Source organism: Streptomyces sp. MspMP-M5 (assembly GCF_000373585.1).
Classification (GTDB): Bacteria; Actinomycetota; Actinomycetes; order Streptomycetales; family Streptomycetaceae; genus Streptomyces.
Genome location: NZ_KB891951.1, coordinates 142,896 through 159,337, shown reverse-complemented (window position 1 = coordinate 159,337; position 16,442 = coordinate 142,896). Strand labels below are relative to the sequence as shown.

Below are 16,442 nucleotides of genomic sequence, written 5' to 3'. Positions count from 1 at the left end.
ATGCGCATTCGCGATCTTCCCCACCCCGACCCCGGCGTCCCCGACGTCCGCACGGGCGGCAGATTCCTCGTGTGGCTGTGCCGGCAGCAGCTCGGCGGGCACGCCAAGGCCCTCTTCTGGGGGCTGGTCCACATGGCCGCGACGGCCGCGTTCCCGCTGCCGGTGGGCCTCGCCGTGCAGGCCGCGGTGGACGGCGACGGAGCCCGGTTGGCGCTGGCGGGCGGCCTGCTGGCGCTGCTCGGCGCACTCGTCGCGGCCGGCGATGTCATGCTGCACCGCGCGGCCGTGACCAACTGGATCGTCACGGTGGCCCGGATGCAGCAGCTGCTCGCCCGCAAGACCGCGGAACTGGGCGGGGCGATGACCCGGCGGGTGGCGGCCGGCGAGATCGTCGCCGTCAGCACCGGCGACCTGGAGCGCATCGGATGGTTCGTCGAGACGCTGTCCCGTTTCGGCGCGGCCCTGGTGGCCTCCATCGGCGTCTGCCTGGCACTCGTCGTCTACCAGCCGCAGTTGGGCTTCATCGTGGCCCTCGGCACGCCCCTGCTGGCGCTGGCCGTCCTCCCGCTGCTGCCGCCGGCCACCCGACGCGCCGACGTCCAGCGCGAGAAGGCCGGCCGGGCCACCGAACTGGCCTCCGACACCGTCGCCGGGCTGCGGGTGCTGCGCGGCATCGGCGGCGAGGAGCTCTTCCTCGGCCGCTACCGCAGCGCCTCCCAGGAGGTCCGCCTGGCCGCCGTCCGCAGCGCCCGTATGTGGTCGCTGATCTCCGCCATACAGGTCGCCCTGCCGGGGCTGCTGCTGATCGCCGTGGTCTGGCACGGCGTCCGGCTCGCCCTCGACGGCCGGATCGCCGTCGGTGAACTCGTCACCATCTACGGCGCGGTGGCCTTCCTGCTGTACCCGCTGCGCCACTTCGAGGAGATCACCATGGCGTGGTCCTTCTCCCGCCCGTCGGCCGGGCGCACGGCACGGGTACTGGCACTGAGCCGGCCGACCGGCGGCCGACCGGCCGGCCCCGACGGGCTCCCCGCGGCCCCGCAAGCCCCGTCCGGCGACCTCCATGACCCGGTCAGCGGACTGACCGCCCGGGCCGGCCGGCTGACCGCCGTGGTGTGCGGCGACCCGGACGCCGCGGGCCGGCTCGCCGAACGCCTCGGCGGACATCCGCCGCAGACGGACCCGGTCGCGCCACCGGACCAGGCCCCGGCCCCGGCTACGGCTACGGCTACGGCTACGGCTACGGCTACGGCCGAGGAGAACGGTGCCGCTGTCCCGGCGGCAAGCGGCGCGGACGGCCACGGGGCGAACGGCCGCGCGGCGGAGCCGTGCCGTCCGCTCTCCGTCCTCCTCGGCGGCACCCCGCTGGACGACCTCCCCCGCGACACCGCCCGGACCGCCGTCCTCGTCCAGGACAAGGACCCGGTACTGCTCTCCGGGACACTCGGCGAGCTTCTCGACGTCCCGGCCTCGGGGCGCGTGACCACGGCCGCGGCGCTCGACGCGGCCCGGTGCGGGGATGTGCTGGCCGCGCTGGCCCAGGCGTCCGCCGACGACTCCGGCGACCCGATGCGCACCCACATCACCGAACGCGGCCGGTCCCTCTCCGGCGGCCAGCGCCAACGGCTGGCCCTGGCCCGCTCGTTGGTCGCCGACCCCGATGTGCTGGTGCTGGACGAGCCGACCAGCGCCGTCGACGCGCACACCGAGGCCCGGGTCGCCGACGGCCTGCGGGAGATCAGGGCCGGCCGCACGACCGTGCTCCTGACCTCCAGCCCGCTGCTCCTGGACCGCGCCGACCAGGTCGTCTTCCTCCAGGAGGGCAAGGTCGCCGGCGAGGCCCCGCACCGCGAACTGCTGCGTACCCACCCCGCATACCGCGCCGTCGTCACCCGCGCGCCGGACCCCGTCCCCGGCCCGCCGGCACCGCACCCCGACCGCACCGCCCTAGAGGAGACCGCATGATCGGCCTGGCTCCGCCGGAGCACGATCCCGGCACGCCCCGGACCGCCGCCACCCTGCCGGTGGGCTCGCCGGCGACGGTGCGCGCCTACGCCGCCGAGCTGATCCGCCGCCACCGCCGGGACTTCACCCTCCTGGTCACCGTCAACGCCGTCGCGGTCATCGCCTCGATGGCCGGCCCCTATCTGCTCGGCGGCCTCGTCGAGGACCTGTCCGCCGGCCGCGGCGGGCAGATCCGACTCGGCCGCACTCTGGGCCTGTTCGCCCTCGCCCTGGTCGTCCAGACGGTGTTCGTCCGCATGGTGCGGCTGCGCGGGGCGATGCTCGGCGAGCGGATGCTGGCGGACCTCCGCGAGGACTTCCTGGTCCGTTCGGTGGCCCTGCCGCCGGGTGTCCTGGAGCGGGCCGGCACCGGCGACCTGCTGTCCCGGATCACCACCGACATCGACCGGCTCGCCGAAGCGATGCGGGAGGCCGTGCCGCAGCTGGCGATCGGCGTCGTCTGGGCCGGCCTGCTGCTCGGCGGGCTCGCCGTCACCGCACCGCCGCTGGCGCTCTCCGTGCTGGTCGCGCTGCCGGTGCTGCTGGTCGGCTGCCGCTGGTACTTCAAGCGCGCCCCCTCCGCCTACCGCTCCGAGGCCGCCGGCTATGCCGCGGTCTCCGCCGTCCTCACCGAGTCCGTGGACGCCGGCCGCACCATCGAGGCGCACCGCATGGGCGCCCGCCGGATCGCCCTGTCGGAGCACCGGATCCGCACCTGGACCCAATGGGAGCGCTACACCCTCTTCCTCCGCTCGGTGCTCTTCCCCGTCATCAACGTCACCCACGTACTGATCCTCGGCACGGTCGTGTCGCTCGGCGGGGTGTTCGTGCTGCACGGCTGGCTCACCCCGGGGCAGTTGACCACCGGCGCGCTGCTGGCGCAGATGCTCACCGACCCCGTCAACCTCGTCCTGCGCTGGTACGACGAGCTCCAGGTGGCCCAGGTGTCGCTGGCCCGGCTCGTCGGTGTGCGCGAGATCGAGCCGGAGGCCGCCGACGCCTCGGTGGTCCCCGGCGGCCGGGACGTGCGCGCCGAGGACGTCAGCTTCGGCTACCGCGCCGGCGTGGACGTGCTGCGCCAGGTCTCGCTGAGCGTCCGCCCGGGCAGCCGGGTGGCGCTGGTCGGCCCGTCCGGCGCCGGGAAGTCCACCCTGGGCCGGCTGCTGGCGGGCATCTACGGACCGCGGGCCGGCTCGGTGTCGTTGGGCGGCGCCGAGCTCTCCGCGATGCCCGCCGAACGCGTCCGGGAACACGTCGCGCTGGTCAATCAGGAGCACCACGTCTTCGTCGGAACCCTGCGGGACAACCTGCTGCTGGCCCGCACGGACGCCGCCGACGCCGAACTCTGGGCGGCGCTGGGGGCGGTGGACGCGGACGCCTGGGCCCGCGCCCTGCCCGGCGGCCTGGACACCGAGGTCGGTTCCGGCGGCACGGCTCTGACGCCGGCACAGGCCCAGCAGATCGCGCTGGCCCGCCTCGTCCTGGCCGATCCGCACACCCTCGTGCTGGACGAGGCGACCTCGCTCCTGGACCCGCGCGCCGCGCGCCACCTGGAGCGGTCGCTGGGCAGGGTGCTCGACGGGCGCACGGTCGTGGCCATCGCCCACCGTCTGCACACCGCCCACGACGCCGACGTCATCGCGGTCGTCGAGGACGGCCGGATCACCGAACTGGGCAGCCACCGCGACCTCGTCGCCACCGGCGGCGCCTACGCGGCACTGTGGCGCTCCTGGCACGGCTGACCCGCAGGGACAGCGGCGCCCGCGTACCGGACGTTTCCCGACGGCGCGATCCGGCCGCTCTCGCCCTGGCACACTGTCCCCTCGCCCGGCAGCAGCACCACCGCAGGTGGCGCGCCGCTGCCGGGCGACGCATCCGGCGCCTGGTGGCACCCCGAGGCTCCCAACTCGCCCAAGGCGCCCGGCGGCCCGCTGCGCCGGCACCGCTCCGCCTGCCCGCGGACGACTCCACCATCTCGGCCGCTCGGGCCGCTGGGGCCGCAGCCGATACCGACGAAGCTGCAGACCCTGCAAAGGTGGCGCCCCGCGGGACCGCGGGACGCCACTCGGCGACAGGGCCGGCCCGGAGCACCGGCCCGGCCCGATCGAACAGATCAGACGGATCAGATGGATCAGGCGGATCGAACAGCTCGCAGGGCTCAGATGTAGCCCATCGCCCCCAGGGCGCCGATGCCGCCCAGCAGCATGAACGCCGGCATCAGCACCTTCAGCTCCACCCAGCTGCCGGCCCGGAAGCGCATCGGCTTCGGCGTGCCCAGCGGATACCAGCGCTTGCGGCCTATCGGGATGGGCCACAGGATCGGGCAGCCCGAGACGGTCAGCGCGTCGCCGATGTCGTGCACCAGCGCGCCCAGCATGATCGGCAGGCCGAGCCAGAGGTACTGCTGCCCCGGCTCGGCGAACAGCCAGCTCGCGCCCTGCCCGGGCTGGTCCATCACCTGGGCCAGGATCCACGCCGACGCCGCGCCGAGCAGCCACACCAGCACATCGCTGGAGACCCGTGCCGCCCGCCACAGCAGTCCCTCGATGGCGAGCACCATGTGCACGAAGAGGATGCCGAGCACCGCCCAGCGCCCGCCCGCCATGGCCAGCAGCGACATGCCGCCGCCGACCAGCACCGCCCACAGCCAGGTGTGGGTCAGCGTCCGGTGGCCGCCGGAACGGTGCGAGTCGCCGCGCATCTTGGTCGCCTTGAAGACGGCGTGCGAGAGGGCGTCGACCACCTCGCACAGCCCGCGGGAGAGCGGTCCGAAGGCGCGCGAGATCGTGGCGGCCTTGTGGTCGAGGTCGGGGGCGAGCGCCGCCCCGGCACAGATCAAGGCCCCGCTGACCAGCACGGGCCAGGGCATCGGATAGCCGGCGCTGTAGGCCGCCGCCCCCACCCCCAGCCAGGCCGCGGCTCCGGACAGCGAGTGCGCCGGTCCCATCATGGTCGTTCCCCACCCCTTGTTCTGCGCTTCTGACGCCCGATCGGCGACTCAGCGTAGCGTCAGATGATCTCCGGGAGCGGAGCGGGTGCCCCACCGCGGCGCGGCCGGGCGACGTACCGAACACGATCCGCACACGGCCGTGCGCGAGAGGTGCGGACCCGGCCCCACGCGGGCGCCGGCCGGACGTCCGGGGCCGCCGCCGGTCTCCGGTTGATCTCCATCCGGAGCACCGGTTCCCTGATCCGGGCCGAAGGCAGGCAGTATGGGGGGCGTGACCCTCATCGATCATCTGCCGAACACCGCCGACCCCGACGCCCTCTTCGAAGCCTTTTCGGGCTGGGCCGAACAGCAGGGCATCGCGCTCTACCCTGCCCAGGAGGAGGCGCTGATCGAAGTGGTCTCGGGGGCCAACGTCATCCTGTCGACCCCCACCGGCTCCGGGAAGAGCCTGGTGGCGGCCGGCGCGCACTTCACCGCCCTCGCCAACGACCAGGTCACCTTCTACACCGCGCCCATCAAGGCGCTGGTCTCGGAGAAGTTCTTCGACCTGTGCAAGCTCTTCGGCACCGAGAACGTCGGCATGCTCACCGGCGACGCCTCGGTCAACTCCGACGCCCCGGTGATCTGCTGCACCGCCGAGGTGCTCGCCTCGATCGCGCTGCGTGACGGCAAGTACGCCGACATCGGCCAGGTCGTGATGGACGAGTTCCACTTCTACGCCGAGCCGGACCGCGGCTGGGCCTGGCAGATCCCGCTGCTGGAGCTGCCGCAGGCGCAGTTCGTGCTGATGTCGGCGACGCTCGGCGACATGTCGCGCTTCGAGGAGGACCTGACCCGGCGCACCGGCAAGCCCACCGCGGTGGTCCGCTCCGCGACCCGGCCGGTGCCGCTGTCGTACGAGTACCGCACCACGGCGATGACGGAGACGCTGACCGAGCTGCTGGAGACCCGCCAGTCGCCGGTCTACATCGTGCACTTCACCCAGGCCGCCGCCGTGGAGCGGGCGCAGGCGCTGATGAGCATCAACATGTGCACCCGCGCCGAGAAGGACGAGATCGCCAAGCTCATCGGCAATTTCCGGTTCACCACCAAGTTCGGGCGGAACCTCTCCCGGTTCGTCCGGCACGGCATCGGCGTCCACCACGCGGGCATGCTGCCGAAGTACCGGCGGCTCGTGGAGAAGCTGGCGCAGGCCGGTCTGCTCAAGGTGATCTGCGGCACCGACACCCTCGGCGTGGGCGTCAACGTCCCCATCCGCACGGTGCTGTTCACCGCGCTGACCAAGTACGACGGGAGCCGGGTGCGGACCCTGCGGGCGCGGGAGTTCCACCAGATCGCCGGGCGCGCCGGACGGGCCGGCTTCGACACCGCGGGCTTCGTGGTGTCGCAGGCCCCGGAGCACGTCATCGAGAACGAGAAGGCGCTGGCGAAGGCCGGCGACGACCCGAAGAAGCGTCGCAAGGTGGTCCGCAAGAAGGCGCCGGAGGGCTTCGTCAACTGGAACCAGAACACCTTCGAGAAGCTCATCGGCTCCGACCCCGAGCCGCTGACCTCGCGTTTCCGGGTGACGCACGCAATGCTGCTGTCGGTGATCGCCCGGCCGGGCAACGCCTTCGAGGCGATGCGGCGGCTGCTGGAGGACAACCACGAGCCGCGCCGGAACCAGCTGCGGCACATCCGCCGCGCCATCGCGATCTACCGCTCCCTGGTGGACGGCGGGATCGTCGAGCGGCTGCCGGAGCCGGACGCGGAGGGCCGGATCGTCCGCCTCACCGTCGACCTCCAGCAGGACTTCGCGCTCAACCAGCCGCTGTCGACGTTCGCACTGGCCGCGTTCGACCTGCTCGACCCGCAGTCGCCGTCGTACGCGCTGGACATGGTCTCGGTGGTGGAGTCCACGCTGGACGACCCCCGGCAGATCCTGGCCGCCCAGCAGAACAAGGCGCGCGGCGAGGCGGTCGCCCAGATGAAGGCCGACGGCGTCGAGTACGAGGAGCGCATGGAGCGCCTCATGGACGTCGAGTACCCCAAGCCGCTGGACGAGCTGCTGTCGCACGCCTACGGCCTCTACCGCAAGAGCCACCCGTGGGTCGGCGACCACCCGCTGTCTCCGAAGTCGGTCATCCGCGACATGTACGAACGCGCCATGACCTTCACGGAGTTCACCTCCTTCTACGAGCTGGCGCGCACCGAGGGCATCGTGCTGCGCTACCTGGCCAGCGCGTACAAGGCGCTGGACCACACCGTGCCGGACGACCTGAAGTCGGAGGACTTCCAGGACATCGTGGCGTGGCTGGGCGAGATGGTCCGCCAGGTCGACTCCAGCCTGCTGGACGAGTGGGAGCAGCTGGCGAACCCGGAGGAGGAGACCGCGGACCAGGCGGCCGAGCGGGCCGACCAGGTCCGGCCGGTGACCGCCAACGCGCGGGCGTTCCGGGTGCTGGTCCGCAACGCGATGTTCCGCCGGGTGGAGCTCGCGGCGCTGGACAAGGTCGAGGAACTGGGCGAGATGGACGGCGAGTCCGGCTGGGACGCCGACGCCTGGGGCGACGCGATGGACGCCTACTGGGACGAGTACGAGGAGCTGGGCACCGGCCCGGACGCCCGCGGCCCGAAGCTCCTGCGGATCGAGGAGGACACCGCGCACGGACTGTGGCGCGTGCGGCAGACTTTCGCCGACCCGAACGGCGACCATGACTGGGGCATCTCGGCCGAGGTGGACCTGGCCGCCTCCGACGAGGAGGGGCGCGCGGTGATCCGGGTCACCGACGTGGGACAGCTGTGAGCCGACGGCTTCGACCGAGGCCGCCGAAGGAGACGACGGAGGACCACCGGTCATGACGAATCCGGCCGAGAAGCTGGTCGATCTGCTGGACCTGGAGCAGATCGAGGTGAACATCTTCCGGGGCCGCAGCCCGCAGGAGAGCCTCCAGCGGGTCTTCGGCGGGCAGGTCGCCGGCCAGGCGCTGGTGGCCGCCGGGCGGACCACGGAAGGGGACCGCCCGGTCCACTCGCTGCACGCGTACTTCCTCCGACCGGGCCGGCCGGGGGTGCCGATCGTGTACCAGGTCGAGCGGGTGCGCGACGGCCGGTCCTTCACCACCCGCCGGGTCGTCGCCGTCCAGCAGGGACGCACGATCTTCAATCTGACCGCCTCCTTCCACAAGCCGGAACCCGGCTTCGAACACCAACTGCCGATGCGCCGGGCCGTCCCCGACCCGGAAGAGCTGCCGAACGTCTCGGAAGAGGTCCGCGCGCACCTGGGCGGACTGCCCGAGGCGCTGGAGCGGATGGCCCGCAGGCAGCCGTTCGACATCCGGTACGTCGACCGGCTGCGCTGGACGCCCGACGAGATCGAGGGCGCAGAACCGCGCAGCGCGGTCTGGATGCGCGCCGTCGGCCCCCTGGGCGACGACCCGCTGGTGCACACCTGCGCCCTGACGTACGCCAGCGATATGACGCTGCTGGACGCGGTCCGCATCCCGGTCGAGCCCCTGTGGGGCCCGCGTGGTTTCGACATGGCCTCCCTCGATCACGCGATGTGGTTCCACCGCCCCTTCCGGGCGGACGAGTGGTTCCTCTACGACCAGGAGTCCCCCGTCGCCACCGGCGGCCGGGGCCTGGCCCGCGGCCGTATCTACGACCGCGCCGGGCGGCTGCTGGTGTCCGTCGTGCAGGAGGGGCTGTTCCGCCGGCTCGACGGGTGACGGGCTCTTCGGCGGCAGGCGCCGCCCTCTTCTACGCTGGCCTCATGGACTTCAGCATCAGCGCGGCGGAGGAGACCGTCGTCCGCCGTCTCACCGGCCGCCTCCGGGCGGGCATGCCGCCCACCGACGACGATCTGGCGGACGAACTGGGCGACGAGGTCCGGCCCCTGCTGCAGTCCCTGCTGGAGAAGGGCTGGCTCGTCGTCGGCGAGGAGCGGACGCTGACCCTCTCCACCATCGCGCGGGCCGTGGTGGCGGACAGCGGCGACACCGGGGAGCCGCGCGGCTGACGACGGACGGCATCCGCCGTCAGCCGACCGGTGACTCGCCCGTCCGGCTCCTCCCGTACTGCCCTCCACCGCGGCCCAACGAGCCCTTCGGCGCTACGGGCGCGGGGAGAAGTTCCCGGGTTCCGACGTCCAGACCGGGACGTTCCCCGGGCTCGTCCCCCGGCTCGACGGCCGGCCGGGCCGGACGGCGGCGGGTGGCCGGACCCGGCCGGGATCCTCTCGGCGAGCGGCTTCCAGGGCCCGGGAGAGATTGACGCGGTACCACAGCACCTCGTCGAACTCCTCCGCCGTCAGGACCCGTTCGAACGCCTCCCTGGCCGCCGGCGTCGCAGTGATCATCGAGGCGAGGACGGGCCGGAGGCGGCGCAACAGGTCGCGCTCCAGCGGGTCCTCGGCCACCGAGGCGAGTTCTTCCGGCGGGAGAACGGCGGCGATCACCGCGGCCGACTCCCACGGGTCGTCGGTCCGCCCCATCAGCTGGGCGACCCGGCGGCTGCGCCACTGGCGGGCCCGCCAGTCCTGTCCGCTGGTGAGCATCACCCGCATCGCGGCGGGGGTGTTGCCCTGCAGCAGCTCCGGCTCACGCTCGGCGAACTCGGTGATCTCCGAGGCGAGATAGAGCCAGACCACCGCGCCGAAGCGGTTCACATAGAAGCGGACGGGGCCCACGCAGCCGGCCCGGGTCAGCCGCAGGGCGCGGCCGGGGCCGATGCCCATCAGCGCGGCGGCCTCGTTGGTGGTGACCGCGCGGAGGCGGGCCCGGAGGCTCTCCGGGAAGCCCGGCTCGGCCTGCAGCCGGGCGATCTCCTCCGCCGGTACCCGGCGCCGGGCGGGCGGCCCGGCGCTTCCCGGCCGGCGGTCGGGCTCGGCCGGGACCGTCCGTACTTCTCCGAGCTGGGTGGCGAGTTCGAACTCGCCGGTCCGCAGCTCCAGTTCCTGGGCGGCGCGCGCCGTCGAGAGCGTCTGCCGTCCGTCACACATCACTGTCACCGTCATGGTGCTTCCCCCTGCGACTCGATCGTCGATCACTGACGGTTACGACGATAGCCGCGGGCGGTGACAACGCGTCAACGCTCGCCTGATGCCTGTGGATAACTCTCCGGCCGGCGGGCCGCGACGCCCAGGTGCTCTCCGACGCGGTTGACCAACAGCGTCATCTCGTAGGCGATCTGGCCCATGTCGGAGTCGGCGCCGGCCAGCACGCACAGACAGCTGCCGTCCCCCGCGGCCGTCACGAACAACACCCCGTCGTCGAACTCGACCATGGTCTGGCGCACCCGCCCGACCCCGAAGTGGAGCCCCGATCCCTTCGCGAGGCTGTGCAGTCCCGAGGCGACCGCCGCCAGATGCTCGGCGTCCTCCCGCTCCAGCCCCTGGCTCGCGCTTGTCACCAGCCCGTCGTTGGACAGCACCAGGGCGTGCCGTACCTTCTCCACCCGTTTGGTCAGGTCGTCCAGCAGCCAGTCGAGTCCGCTGCTCAGTGCCATGCCCGTTCCTCCCCGTGTCCCCGTCCGCGGATGTGGCCGGACGGCAGTTCGCAGCCCGTCGCGGGCCGCCGTGCCAGCCTGTCCCACCTCCGCCGTCTCGGCAAGCGGCTCCGCGCACCGGCGTGCCACGTGCCTCCGGGATTCCACCGGCGGCGAGGATGGCGGCATGGCACACACAATGACGAAGGACGAGTGGCGGGCGTTCCTTTCCGAGGGCACCCGGACCGGAAAACTGTCGACCGTGCGGGCCGACGGCAGCCCGCACATCGCCCCCGTATGGTTCCTGATGGACGGCGACGAGCTGGTGTTCAACACCGGCAAGGAGACGGTCAAGGGCCGCAATCTCGCCCGCGACGGCAGGGTGGCGCTGTGCGTCGACGACGACCGGCCGCCGTTCACGTTCGTGGTCGTGCAGGGCACGGCGGAGCTCGGCGAGGAGCTGCCGGACGTCCGGCACTGGGCGACCCGGATCGCGGCCCGGTACATGGGCGAGCAGCGTGCGGAGGAGTACGGGGCGCGCAACGGCGTCCCGGGCGAACTGGTGGTGCGGGTCCGCATCGACAAGGTGGTGGCGCTCGCCGGGGTCGCCGACTGAGGCGGCGGGGCGCGGGCCGTTCGGTGTTCCGCGCCCCGGGGCGGCGGGCGCCCGGTCCTCCGGGCCGTTCAGCCCACCTGCCGGCCGGAGTGCCTCCGCCCCGCGTGCTCGACGAGCCGGACCAGCACCTCCTTGCCCGAGTCGCGGTCCCGCGCGTCGCACAGCACGACGGGCGTACCGCGATCCAGGTCCAGGGCGCGGGAGACCTCGTCGGCCCCGTAGGACCCGGCGCCCGGGAAGCAGTTGACGGCCACCACGAACGGGAGGGCGCGTCGCTCGAAGTAGTCGACGGCCGTGAAGCAGTCCCCGAGCCGCCGGGTGTCGGCCAGCACCACGGCGCCCAGCGCGCCCTCCGACAGGTCGTCCCACAGGAACCAGAAGCGGTCCTGGCCCGGGGTGCCGAAGAGGTACAGGGAGAGCCCCGCCCTGATGGTGATCCGGCCGAAGTCCATCGCCACCGTGGTGGTGGTCTTGCCGGCCACTCCCCCGGTGTCGTCCACCACCCGGCCGGCCTCGCTGAGGCGCTCCTCGGAGCGCAGCGGACGGATCTCGCTGACCGCGCCCACCAGGGTCGTCTTGCCCGCCCCGAATCCGCCCGCGACTAAGATCTTCAGGGCCAGTTCGGGCGTGGGGCCGGGGGCTATCGCCTCCGGGGTCCCGTGTACGGCGTTCATCGGCCGTCTCCTTCGGGGTGCGGGGTCCCGCGTGGCGCGGGGGTGCGGATCCAGGGCACAGCGACGGGGCCGGGGGCGGCACCACGTGCCGTCCGGAGATCCTTGGCGAGGACCGTACCGCCCGCTGATCGGGATTTCCCCGGATTCGGGAAAGCCGCCCCGCCCTCGGGGCACGATGGGGTTTTCGGCCACGTCGTACCGCGCCGCCCGTATACCGCACCGCAGTCTCCGTACAGACGTTCCCCGGCGGTGCCGGCCATGGGGAATCATGTGCGCATGACGCAGCAGCGGGCACCACGGTCACCGGAACGGCACTCCACGTCCGGCGGGGCGAACACCTCTGTGTCGGCCGTGGAGCGCAACGGCATCGACCCGGTACCGGACGCCGAGCGGCACGGCACGCCCCGTTCGCTGTTCTGGCCGTGGGCCGCCTCCGGGCTGTCCCTGCTCGGCATCGCCTACGGGATCTACGTCATGGGGCTCGGCCTCAATGCCTGGCAGGCGGTGGTGACCGGGACGGTCGGCTATGTGCTGTCGTTCGTCCTGGTCGGCCTGGTGTCGGTGGCGGGGGCGCGGACGGGCGCCCCCACCATGGCCATCGGGCGGGCCGTGTTCGGCCGGCGGGGCAACAAGCTGCCCACAGTGTTCAGTTACGTCTCCAACGTCGGCTGGGAGACGGTGCTGGTCGCGCTCTCCTCCCTGGGCGGCGCCACCATCCTGGCGCGCGTCTCGCCGGCGGTCTTCGCCCGGGCGGACGGGCGGACGCCGACCACCGCGGCCCAGGCACTGTGCTTCGCGGTGACCGCCGTGTCGGTGGTGGTCGTGGGCGTCTACGGGCACGCGCTGATCATGAAGGTACAGCAGTACCTGACCGCCGCCATCACCGTGATGACCGTGGCCTACATGGTGCTGACGGCCGACCGCATCCACCCCTCCGCGCTCCTGGAGGGCCGGCCGGGCGGCCTCGGCACGGCCATCGGGGGCGTGGTCTTCGCGATGACCCTGCTGGGGCTGGGGTGGGTCAACTGCGGTGCGGACTACAGCCGTTACCTGCCGCGCGGCAGCAGTGGCCGGGCGATCACCGGCTGGACGACACTGGGCGGGGTGCTCGCCCCCGTGGTGCTGCTGGTCTTCGGGGTGCTGCTGAACGCCGGCGATCCGAAGCTCGCCGCCGCGGCCTCCGCCGACCCCGTGGGCGCGCTCGCCGCGGCGCTGCCCACGTGGTTCCTGGTGCCGTATCTGCTGACCGCCATCGGGGGGTTCGTCTCCGGGGCGATCATGGACATCTACAGCTCGGGGATGTCGCTGCTGGCCCTCGGGGTGCCTGTCCGCCGGCATCTGGCGGTCCTGGTGGACGGGGCGCTGATGGCCTTCGGCGGCTGGTACGTGCTGTTCGTCTCGCCCGGATTCTTCGCCACGTTCCAGGCGTTCCTGTCCGTCGTCGGGGTGGCGATGGCCGCGTGGACCGCGGTCTTCCTGGTGGCGCGGTGGCGCGGCCGCCGCTCCGGTTCCGGGCCGTCCGCGGCGCCCGCCGTAGGGTGGCCCGCGGTCCTCTCGCTCACCGTCGCCACCGTCGTCGGGCTCGGCCTGATCACCTCCGCCGATCCCCACATCGCCCGGGTCGTGGGGTTCCTGCTCACCGACCGCGCCGCGCACGGCACACCGGGCGCCATGAACATCGGGGTGGTGGCCGCGCTGCTCGTCGCGGGCGTCCTCTACGCCGTCACCGCGCCGCTGGCCCACCGTCCCACCGCACCCCGAGGAGACCGATGAACGGCCTGCCCACCAGTCAGCCGCACGACGTCCGCGCGTTCTTCGGCGCCCGCGCCGCCGGCTGGGACGCCAAGTTCCCCGGCGACGGCCCCGCCTATGCCGCCGGCGTGGCCGAACTGGGCCTGCGGGAGGGCCAGCGGGTGCTGGACGCCGGCTGCGGCACCGGACGCGCCCTGCCGGCCCTCAGAGCGGCCGTGGGCGCCCGCGGAACGGTCCTGGGCGCCGATCTCACCCCGGAGATGCTGGCGGCCGCCGTACGGGCCGGACGCGACGCCTGCGCGGCCCTGCTGCACGCCGATGTGACCCGGCTGCCGCTGTCGTCCGCCGCGCTGGACGCGGTGTTCGGCGCCGGGCTGATCTCCCATCTGCCCGACTCCGGGGCCGGGCTGGCCGAACTCGCCAGGGTGGTCCGCCCCGGTGGCCGGCTCGCGCTCTTCCACCCCGTCGGGCGGGCGGCCCTCGCGGCCCGCAAGGGGCACCCGCTCACCCCCGACGACCTCAGGGCCGAACCCAACCTGCGTCCCCTTCTGGCCGGCAGCGGCTGGGACCTCATCCGGTACGTCGACGAGGACGCCCGCTATCTGGCAATGGCGGTCCGCCAGGGGTGAGGCGCCCCGGCGGCCGCACCCCCTCAGGACGAAGCCGGGTCCCCCTGGGAAGCGTCGCCGCCCACGGGGTGAACGGGGCAACTGCCCAGCCGGCGGGGCGTGGGGAAGGTCCCGAGCTCGGCGACGCGGTAGCCGTCGGGGTAGCCCTTGATCTCCGGGTTCTGCCGGGAGTAGTGGGGAGTACGGCGCGGCGGGAGCAGCCGTACGGCCCTGGCCCGCAGCTTCAGGGCGGTGCGCACCGCGGTCCGCACCGCTGGCCGGGGCCGGTCGTAGCCGAAGGTGTCCAGCAGCGCGTCGTCCAGGAGGGCCTTGCTCGCGGCGCGCACCACCGGGGCGAGCGGTCCGTACCAGCCCGCCATCAGGTCCAGGGAGGCGTCGGCCACCCGGCGGGCGCCGGCGTCCCAGCCGAAGTGCGCCTCCTCGTAGGCGTCCAGGCACTTGGCGAACTCCTCGTGGGTCCGCGGGATGTCGGCGATCCCCATGTGGCGGCCGAGGGTGCGGTAGTAGGCAGCCATGGCGCGCTTCTCGTGCTCGCTCAGCGGCCGCCAGCCGTACTGGTCGATCCAGCGGATCGGCACCACCACGAAGGTGCACAGGACGTAGCGCATGTCGTCGTTGGTGATGTCGTAGCTGCGGTGCATCTGGTTGATGCGGCGGATCGCGGTCCGGCCGTCGCCGGCGTCGAAGCCGTGCTCCACGACGGTGTCCAGGAGGAGGACGGTGTCGTCGTAGCGCTTCTGCGTACGGTCCGTCAGCTCTCCGGTCTCGGCGAGCAGCCGTCCGATGCTCGGCACCGCGTAGGTGCGGTAGAGCGCCAGTTCCAGCGCCCTGGTGATGTCCCACGGGAATTCGTGGGCGTAGGTGATGCGGTGGATCCGCAGGAAGTCACGCTCCGGATCGAGCCGTTGGATCTCCCGCAACCAGTCGTAGCGCCGCACCTGTTGTCCGTCCCTTCGTCGGCCGAAGTTCCCACAGTACGGGCGCGGGTGCACTGCCGCACCGTTCCGGGCGAGGGGCCGGGGGCCGCAATGGCCGGATTTCTACGCGAGATGGCCGGGGCGTCGGCGGGCGGGGTCCTCCACGGCTCCTTCACCGACGTCACGGGATGGCATCGTCGCAGCGTACGGCTGGTGACAAGGCCGCACCCGGCCAATTAGGGTGCGCGGCGAAGTGCGGACCTTAGTGGAGGGAGGCCCGGCGTGCCGACGACCGAGAGCGCCGACAGCGACCAGCTGTTCGTGCTGACGGCGGTGCTGCTGACGCCCGCGCAGTTCCCGAGCGTGCTCGGCGACGACTACCCCGAGGTGTGTGCGGGCCTCGGCCTCGAGCCCTACGCGGAGGGCTACGGGCTGGTCCTCGGCCAGGACGGCACGGGGGCGCGCTGGACCGTCGCCACCGAGGACGTGTCGCTGGTGGCCTGTGCGATCGCGGCCTGGGACTGCGGCATGGAGTACGACCTGTCACCGGGCGAGGACGGCATCGTCGTGGCGCTCCCGGGGTGGCCGCTGGCCCTCGCGGTGGCGGCGCCCGGGGTGCCGGAGCCGCACGATCCGGAGCCGCAGGAGGGCGACCGGGCGCCGCTGGTACCGCCGGACGCCGCGGACTGGGGGCCGGCCCAGCGGCGGCTGGGCGCGGACGAGATAGCCCTGCAGTGGGCGTCCTGGCGGGCCCAGGTGGAGGATGAGGAGGTCTCCTTCGCGGAGCCCGGCGAGGAGCGGCACCCGGGCGTGCGGCGAGTGCTGGCGCAGGCCCGCGGCTACGTCGCCGAGCCGCCGCCGCCCGGCCGGGTGCGGTCGTCGTTCGCCGCCGGCGAGGCCCGTACGCTGCGGGTCGACGGGCCCGGCTGGAGCATGGTGGCCCGCACCGACGACATCGCGTTCGTCCTGCTGGACGAGGAGCCCGGGCAGGTGCACCCGGTGGGCCGAGGGCCCGAACTTCCCGGGCTGCTGGCGTCGTTGGACGGGCTGGCGGCCCGCCCCGTCTGACGGCCCGCGACCCCGGGGCGGACGGGCCGGGGCCGCCGGCTCAGCGCCCGAGCTGCTTGCGGCCGGCCCGGCGCAGCCGGCGCCGCTGGGAGGAGTCGAGCGTCAGATACGCGGCGGCCGGGATACCGACCATGACCAAGACGGCCGCCCAGAAGGGCAGCAACCACAGCAGGAGCACTCCCACCGCGACACCACCGATCGCGACCTTCGCCTGTGTGGACATCCTTCACGCCCTTTCCGCGGCCTGCGCCGCGCTCTGTCGTATTCCATTGAACGCCGGTTCGGCTCCAGAGGTTCCCCGACCGGCCGGATCGTGCTGTACCCTCGGGCGCTCCATGCTCCAGTAGTCAAATTTGAGGAGTACCCGGC

15 protein-coding genes are annotated in these 16,442 nt (G+C 73.1%); 9 read left to right on the top strand and 6 right to left on the bottom strand.

The genetic code is table 11. The annotated features are described in order from the left end of the window. Together B073_RS44980 and B073_RS0136440 are read left to right on the top strand one after the other, a co-directional pair. The gene (locus tag B073_RS44980; protein ID WP_018542996.1) at window positions 1-1,965 is read left to right on the top strand and encodes an ABC transporter transmembrane domain-containing protein; all 1,965 of its coding nucleotides are present in this window, start codon (window positions 1-3) and stop codon (window positions 1,963-1,965) included. Next, the gene (locus tag B073_RS0136440) at window positions 1,962-3,746 is read left to right on the top strand and encodes an ABC transporter ATP-binding protein (RefSeq protein WP_018542995.1); all 1,785 of its coding nucleotides are present in this window, start codon (window positions 1,962-1,964) and stop codon (window positions 3,744-3,746) included. The genes B073_RS44980 and B073_RS0136440 overlap by 4 nt, the downstream gene beginning before the upstream one ends. Before the next feature lie 416 nt (window positions 3,747-4,162). On the opposite strand, the gene B073_RS0136435 is transcribed toward B073_RS0136440, so the two are convergent. After that, window positions 4,163-4,954 (bottom strand): metal-dependent hydrolase, encoded by a 792-nt coding sequence (locus B073_RS0136435; RefSeq protein WP_018542994.1) that lies wholly within the window; start codon window positions 4,952-4,954, stop codon window positions 4,163-4,165. A gap of 271 nt (window positions 4,955-5,225) precedes the next feature. On the opposite strand from B073_RS0136435, the gene B073_RS0136430 reads away from it, so the two are divergent. From B073_RS0136430 to B073_RS0136420, 3 genes are read left to right on the top strand one after another with little or no spacing between them, the layout of a single operon-like run. Further along, on the top strand, window positions 5,226-7,739 hold the full coding sequence (locus tag B073_RS0136430) for a DEAD/DEAH box helicase (protein WP_026248060.1): 2,514 nt from the start codon (window positions 5,226-5,228) through the stop codon (window positions 7,737-7,739). Window positions 7,740-7,791: 52 nt separating this feature from the next. Next, on the top strand, window positions 7,792-8,661 hold the full coding sequence (locus tag B073_RS0136425; RefSeq protein WP_018542992.1) for an acyl-CoA thioesterase: 870 nt from the start codon (window positions 7,792-7,794) through the stop codon (window positions 8,659-8,661). Between the two features lie 44 nt (window positions 8,662-8,705). Further along, window positions 8,706-8,951: a hypothetical protein gene (locus B073_RS0136420; protein ID WP_051094404.1), complete on the top strand. Its 246-nt coding sequence runs from the start codon at window positions 8,706-8,708 to the stop codon at window positions 8,949-8,951. Window positions 8,952-9,044: 93 nt separating this feature from the next. On the opposite strand, the gene B073_RS0136415 is transcribed toward B073_RS0136420, so the two are convergent. Both B073_RS0136415 and B073_RS0136410 read right to left on the bottom strand, forming a co-directional pair. Next, complete coding sequence (locus B073_RS0136415; RefSeq protein ID WP_234025252.1) at window positions 9,045-9,947, bottom strand: DUF6397 family protein; 903 nt, start codon at window positions 9,945-9,947, stop codon at window positions 9,045-9,047. 71 nt (window positions 9,948-10,018) lie between these two features. After that, complete coding sequence (locus B073_RS0136410) at window positions 10,019-10,438, bottom strand: roadblock/LC7 domain-containing protein (protein WP_018542989.1); 420 nt, start codon at window positions 10,436-10,438, stop codon at window positions 10,019-10,021. Between the two features lie 166 nt (window positions 10,439-10,604). Between B073_RS0136410 and B073_RS0136405 the strand changes: the two genes are divergently transcribed. Beyond that, window positions 10,605-11,033 (top strand): PPOX class F420-dependent oxidoreductase, encoded by a 429-nt coding sequence (locus tag B073_RS0136405; protein WP_026248058.1) that lies wholly within the window; start codon window positions 10,605-10,607, stop codon window positions 11,031-11,033. A gap of 68 nt (window positions 11,034-11,101) precedes the next feature. Here B073_RS0136405 and B073_RS0136400 read toward each other — a convergent pair whose 3' ends face one another. Then, window positions 11,102-11,707, bottom strand: a complete 606-nt coding sequence (locus B073_RS0136400) for a GTP-binding protein (RefSeq protein WP_018542987.1) — start codon at window positions 11,705-11,707, stop codon at window positions 11,102-11,104. A 276-nt stretch (window positions 11,708-11,983) separates the two neighbouring features. Between B073_RS0136400 and B073_RS0136395 the strand changes: the two genes are divergently transcribed. Both B073_RS0136395 and B073_RS0136390 read left to right on the top strand, forming a co-directional pair. After that, window positions 11,984-13,480, top strand: coding sequence for a purine-cytosine permease family protein (locus B073_RS0136395; protein ID WP_026248056.1), 1,497 nt, complete (start codon window positions 11,984-11,986; stop codon window positions 13,478-13,480). Next, a complete protein-coding gene (locus B073_RS0136390; protein WP_018542985.1) occupies window positions 13,477-14,088 on the top strand; it encodes a class I SAM-dependent methyltransferase in 612 nt (203 codons plus the stop codon). Before B073_RS0136395 ends, B073_RS0136390 begins: the two co-directional genes overlap by 4 nt. A 23-nt stretch (window positions 14,089-14,111) precedes the next feature. On the opposite strand, the gene B073_RS0136385 is transcribed toward B073_RS0136390, so the two are convergent. Continuing rightward, window positions 14,112-15,026 carry an oxygenase MpaB family protein gene (locus B073_RS0136385; protein WP_018542984.1) on the bottom strand — a complete coding sequence of 305 codons (915 nt, stop codon included), beginning with the start codon at window positions 15,024-15,026 and terminating at the stop codon, window positions 14,112-14,114. Between the two features lie 261 nt (window positions 15,027-15,287). Between B073_RS0136385 and B073_RS0136380 the strand changes: the two genes are divergently transcribed. Next, window positions 15,288-16,073 (top strand): hypothetical protein, encoded by a 786-nt coding sequence (locus tag B073_RS0136380; RefSeq protein ID WP_018542983.1) that lies wholly within the window; start codon window positions 15,288-15,290, stop codon window positions 16,071-16,073. 40 nt (window positions 16,074-16,113) lie between these two features. Here B073_RS0136380 and B073_RS0136375 read toward each other — a convergent pair whose 3' ends face one another. Then, window positions 16,114-16,296: a hypothetical protein gene (locus B073_RS0136375; protein ID WP_018542982.1), complete on the bottom strand. Its 183-nt coding sequence runs from the start codon at window positions 16,294-16,296 to the stop codon at window positions 16,114-16,116. Window positions 16,297-16,442 lie beyond the last annotated feature (146 nt).

Excerpts from the sequence above, each read along its gene's own strand:
- B073_RS44980 (WP_018542996.1), top strand. The coding sequence starts at position 1 with ATGCGCATTCGCGATCTTCCCCACCCCGACCCCGGCGTCCCCGACGTC.
- B073_RS0136440 (WP_018542995.1), top strand. The coding sequence starts at position 1,962 with ATGATCGGCCTGGCTCCGCCGGAGCACGATCCCGGCACGCCCCGGACC.
- B073_RS0136435 (WP_018542994.1), bottom strand. The coding sequence starts at position 4,954 with ATGATGGGACCGGCGCACTCGCTGTCCGGAGCCGCGGCCTGGCTGGGG.
- B073_RS0136425 (WP_018542992.1), top strand. The coding sequence starts at position 7,792 with ATGACGAATCCGGCCGAGAAGCTGGTCGATCTGCTGGACCTGGAGCAG.
- B073_RS0136420 (WP_051094404.1), top strand. The coding sequence starts at position 8,706 with ATGGACTTCAGCATCAGCGCGGCGGAGGAGACCGTCGTCCGCCGTCTC.
- B073_RS0136415 (WP_234025252.1), bottom strand. The coding sequence starts at position 9,947 with ATGACGGTGACAGTGATGTGTGACGGACGGCAGACGCTCTCGACGGCG.
- B073_RS0136410 (WP_018542989.1), bottom strand. The coding sequence starts at position 10,438 with ATGGCACTGAGCAGCGGACTCGACTGGCTGCTGGACGACCTGACCAAA.
- B073_RS0136405 (WP_026248058.1), top strand. The coding sequence starts at position 10,605 with ATGGCACACACAATGACGAAGGACGAGTGGCGGGCGTTCCTTTCCGAG.
- B073_RS0136400 (WP_018542987.1), bottom strand. The coding sequence starts at position 11,707 with ATGAACGCCGTACACGGGACCCCGGAGGCGATAGCCCCCGGCCCCACG.
- B073_RS0136395 (WP_026248056.1), top strand. The coding sequence starts at position 11,984 with ATGACGCAGCAGCGGGCACCACGGTCACCGGAACGGCACTCCACGTCC.
- B073_RS0136390 (WP_018542985.1), top strand. The coding sequence starts at position 13,477 with ATGAACGGCCTGCCCACCAGTCAGCCGCACGACGTCCGCGCGTTCTTC.
- B073_RS0136375 (WP_018542982.1), bottom strand. The coding sequence starts at position 16,296 with ATGTCCACACAGGCGAAGGTCGCGATCGGTGGTGTCGCGGTGGGAGTG.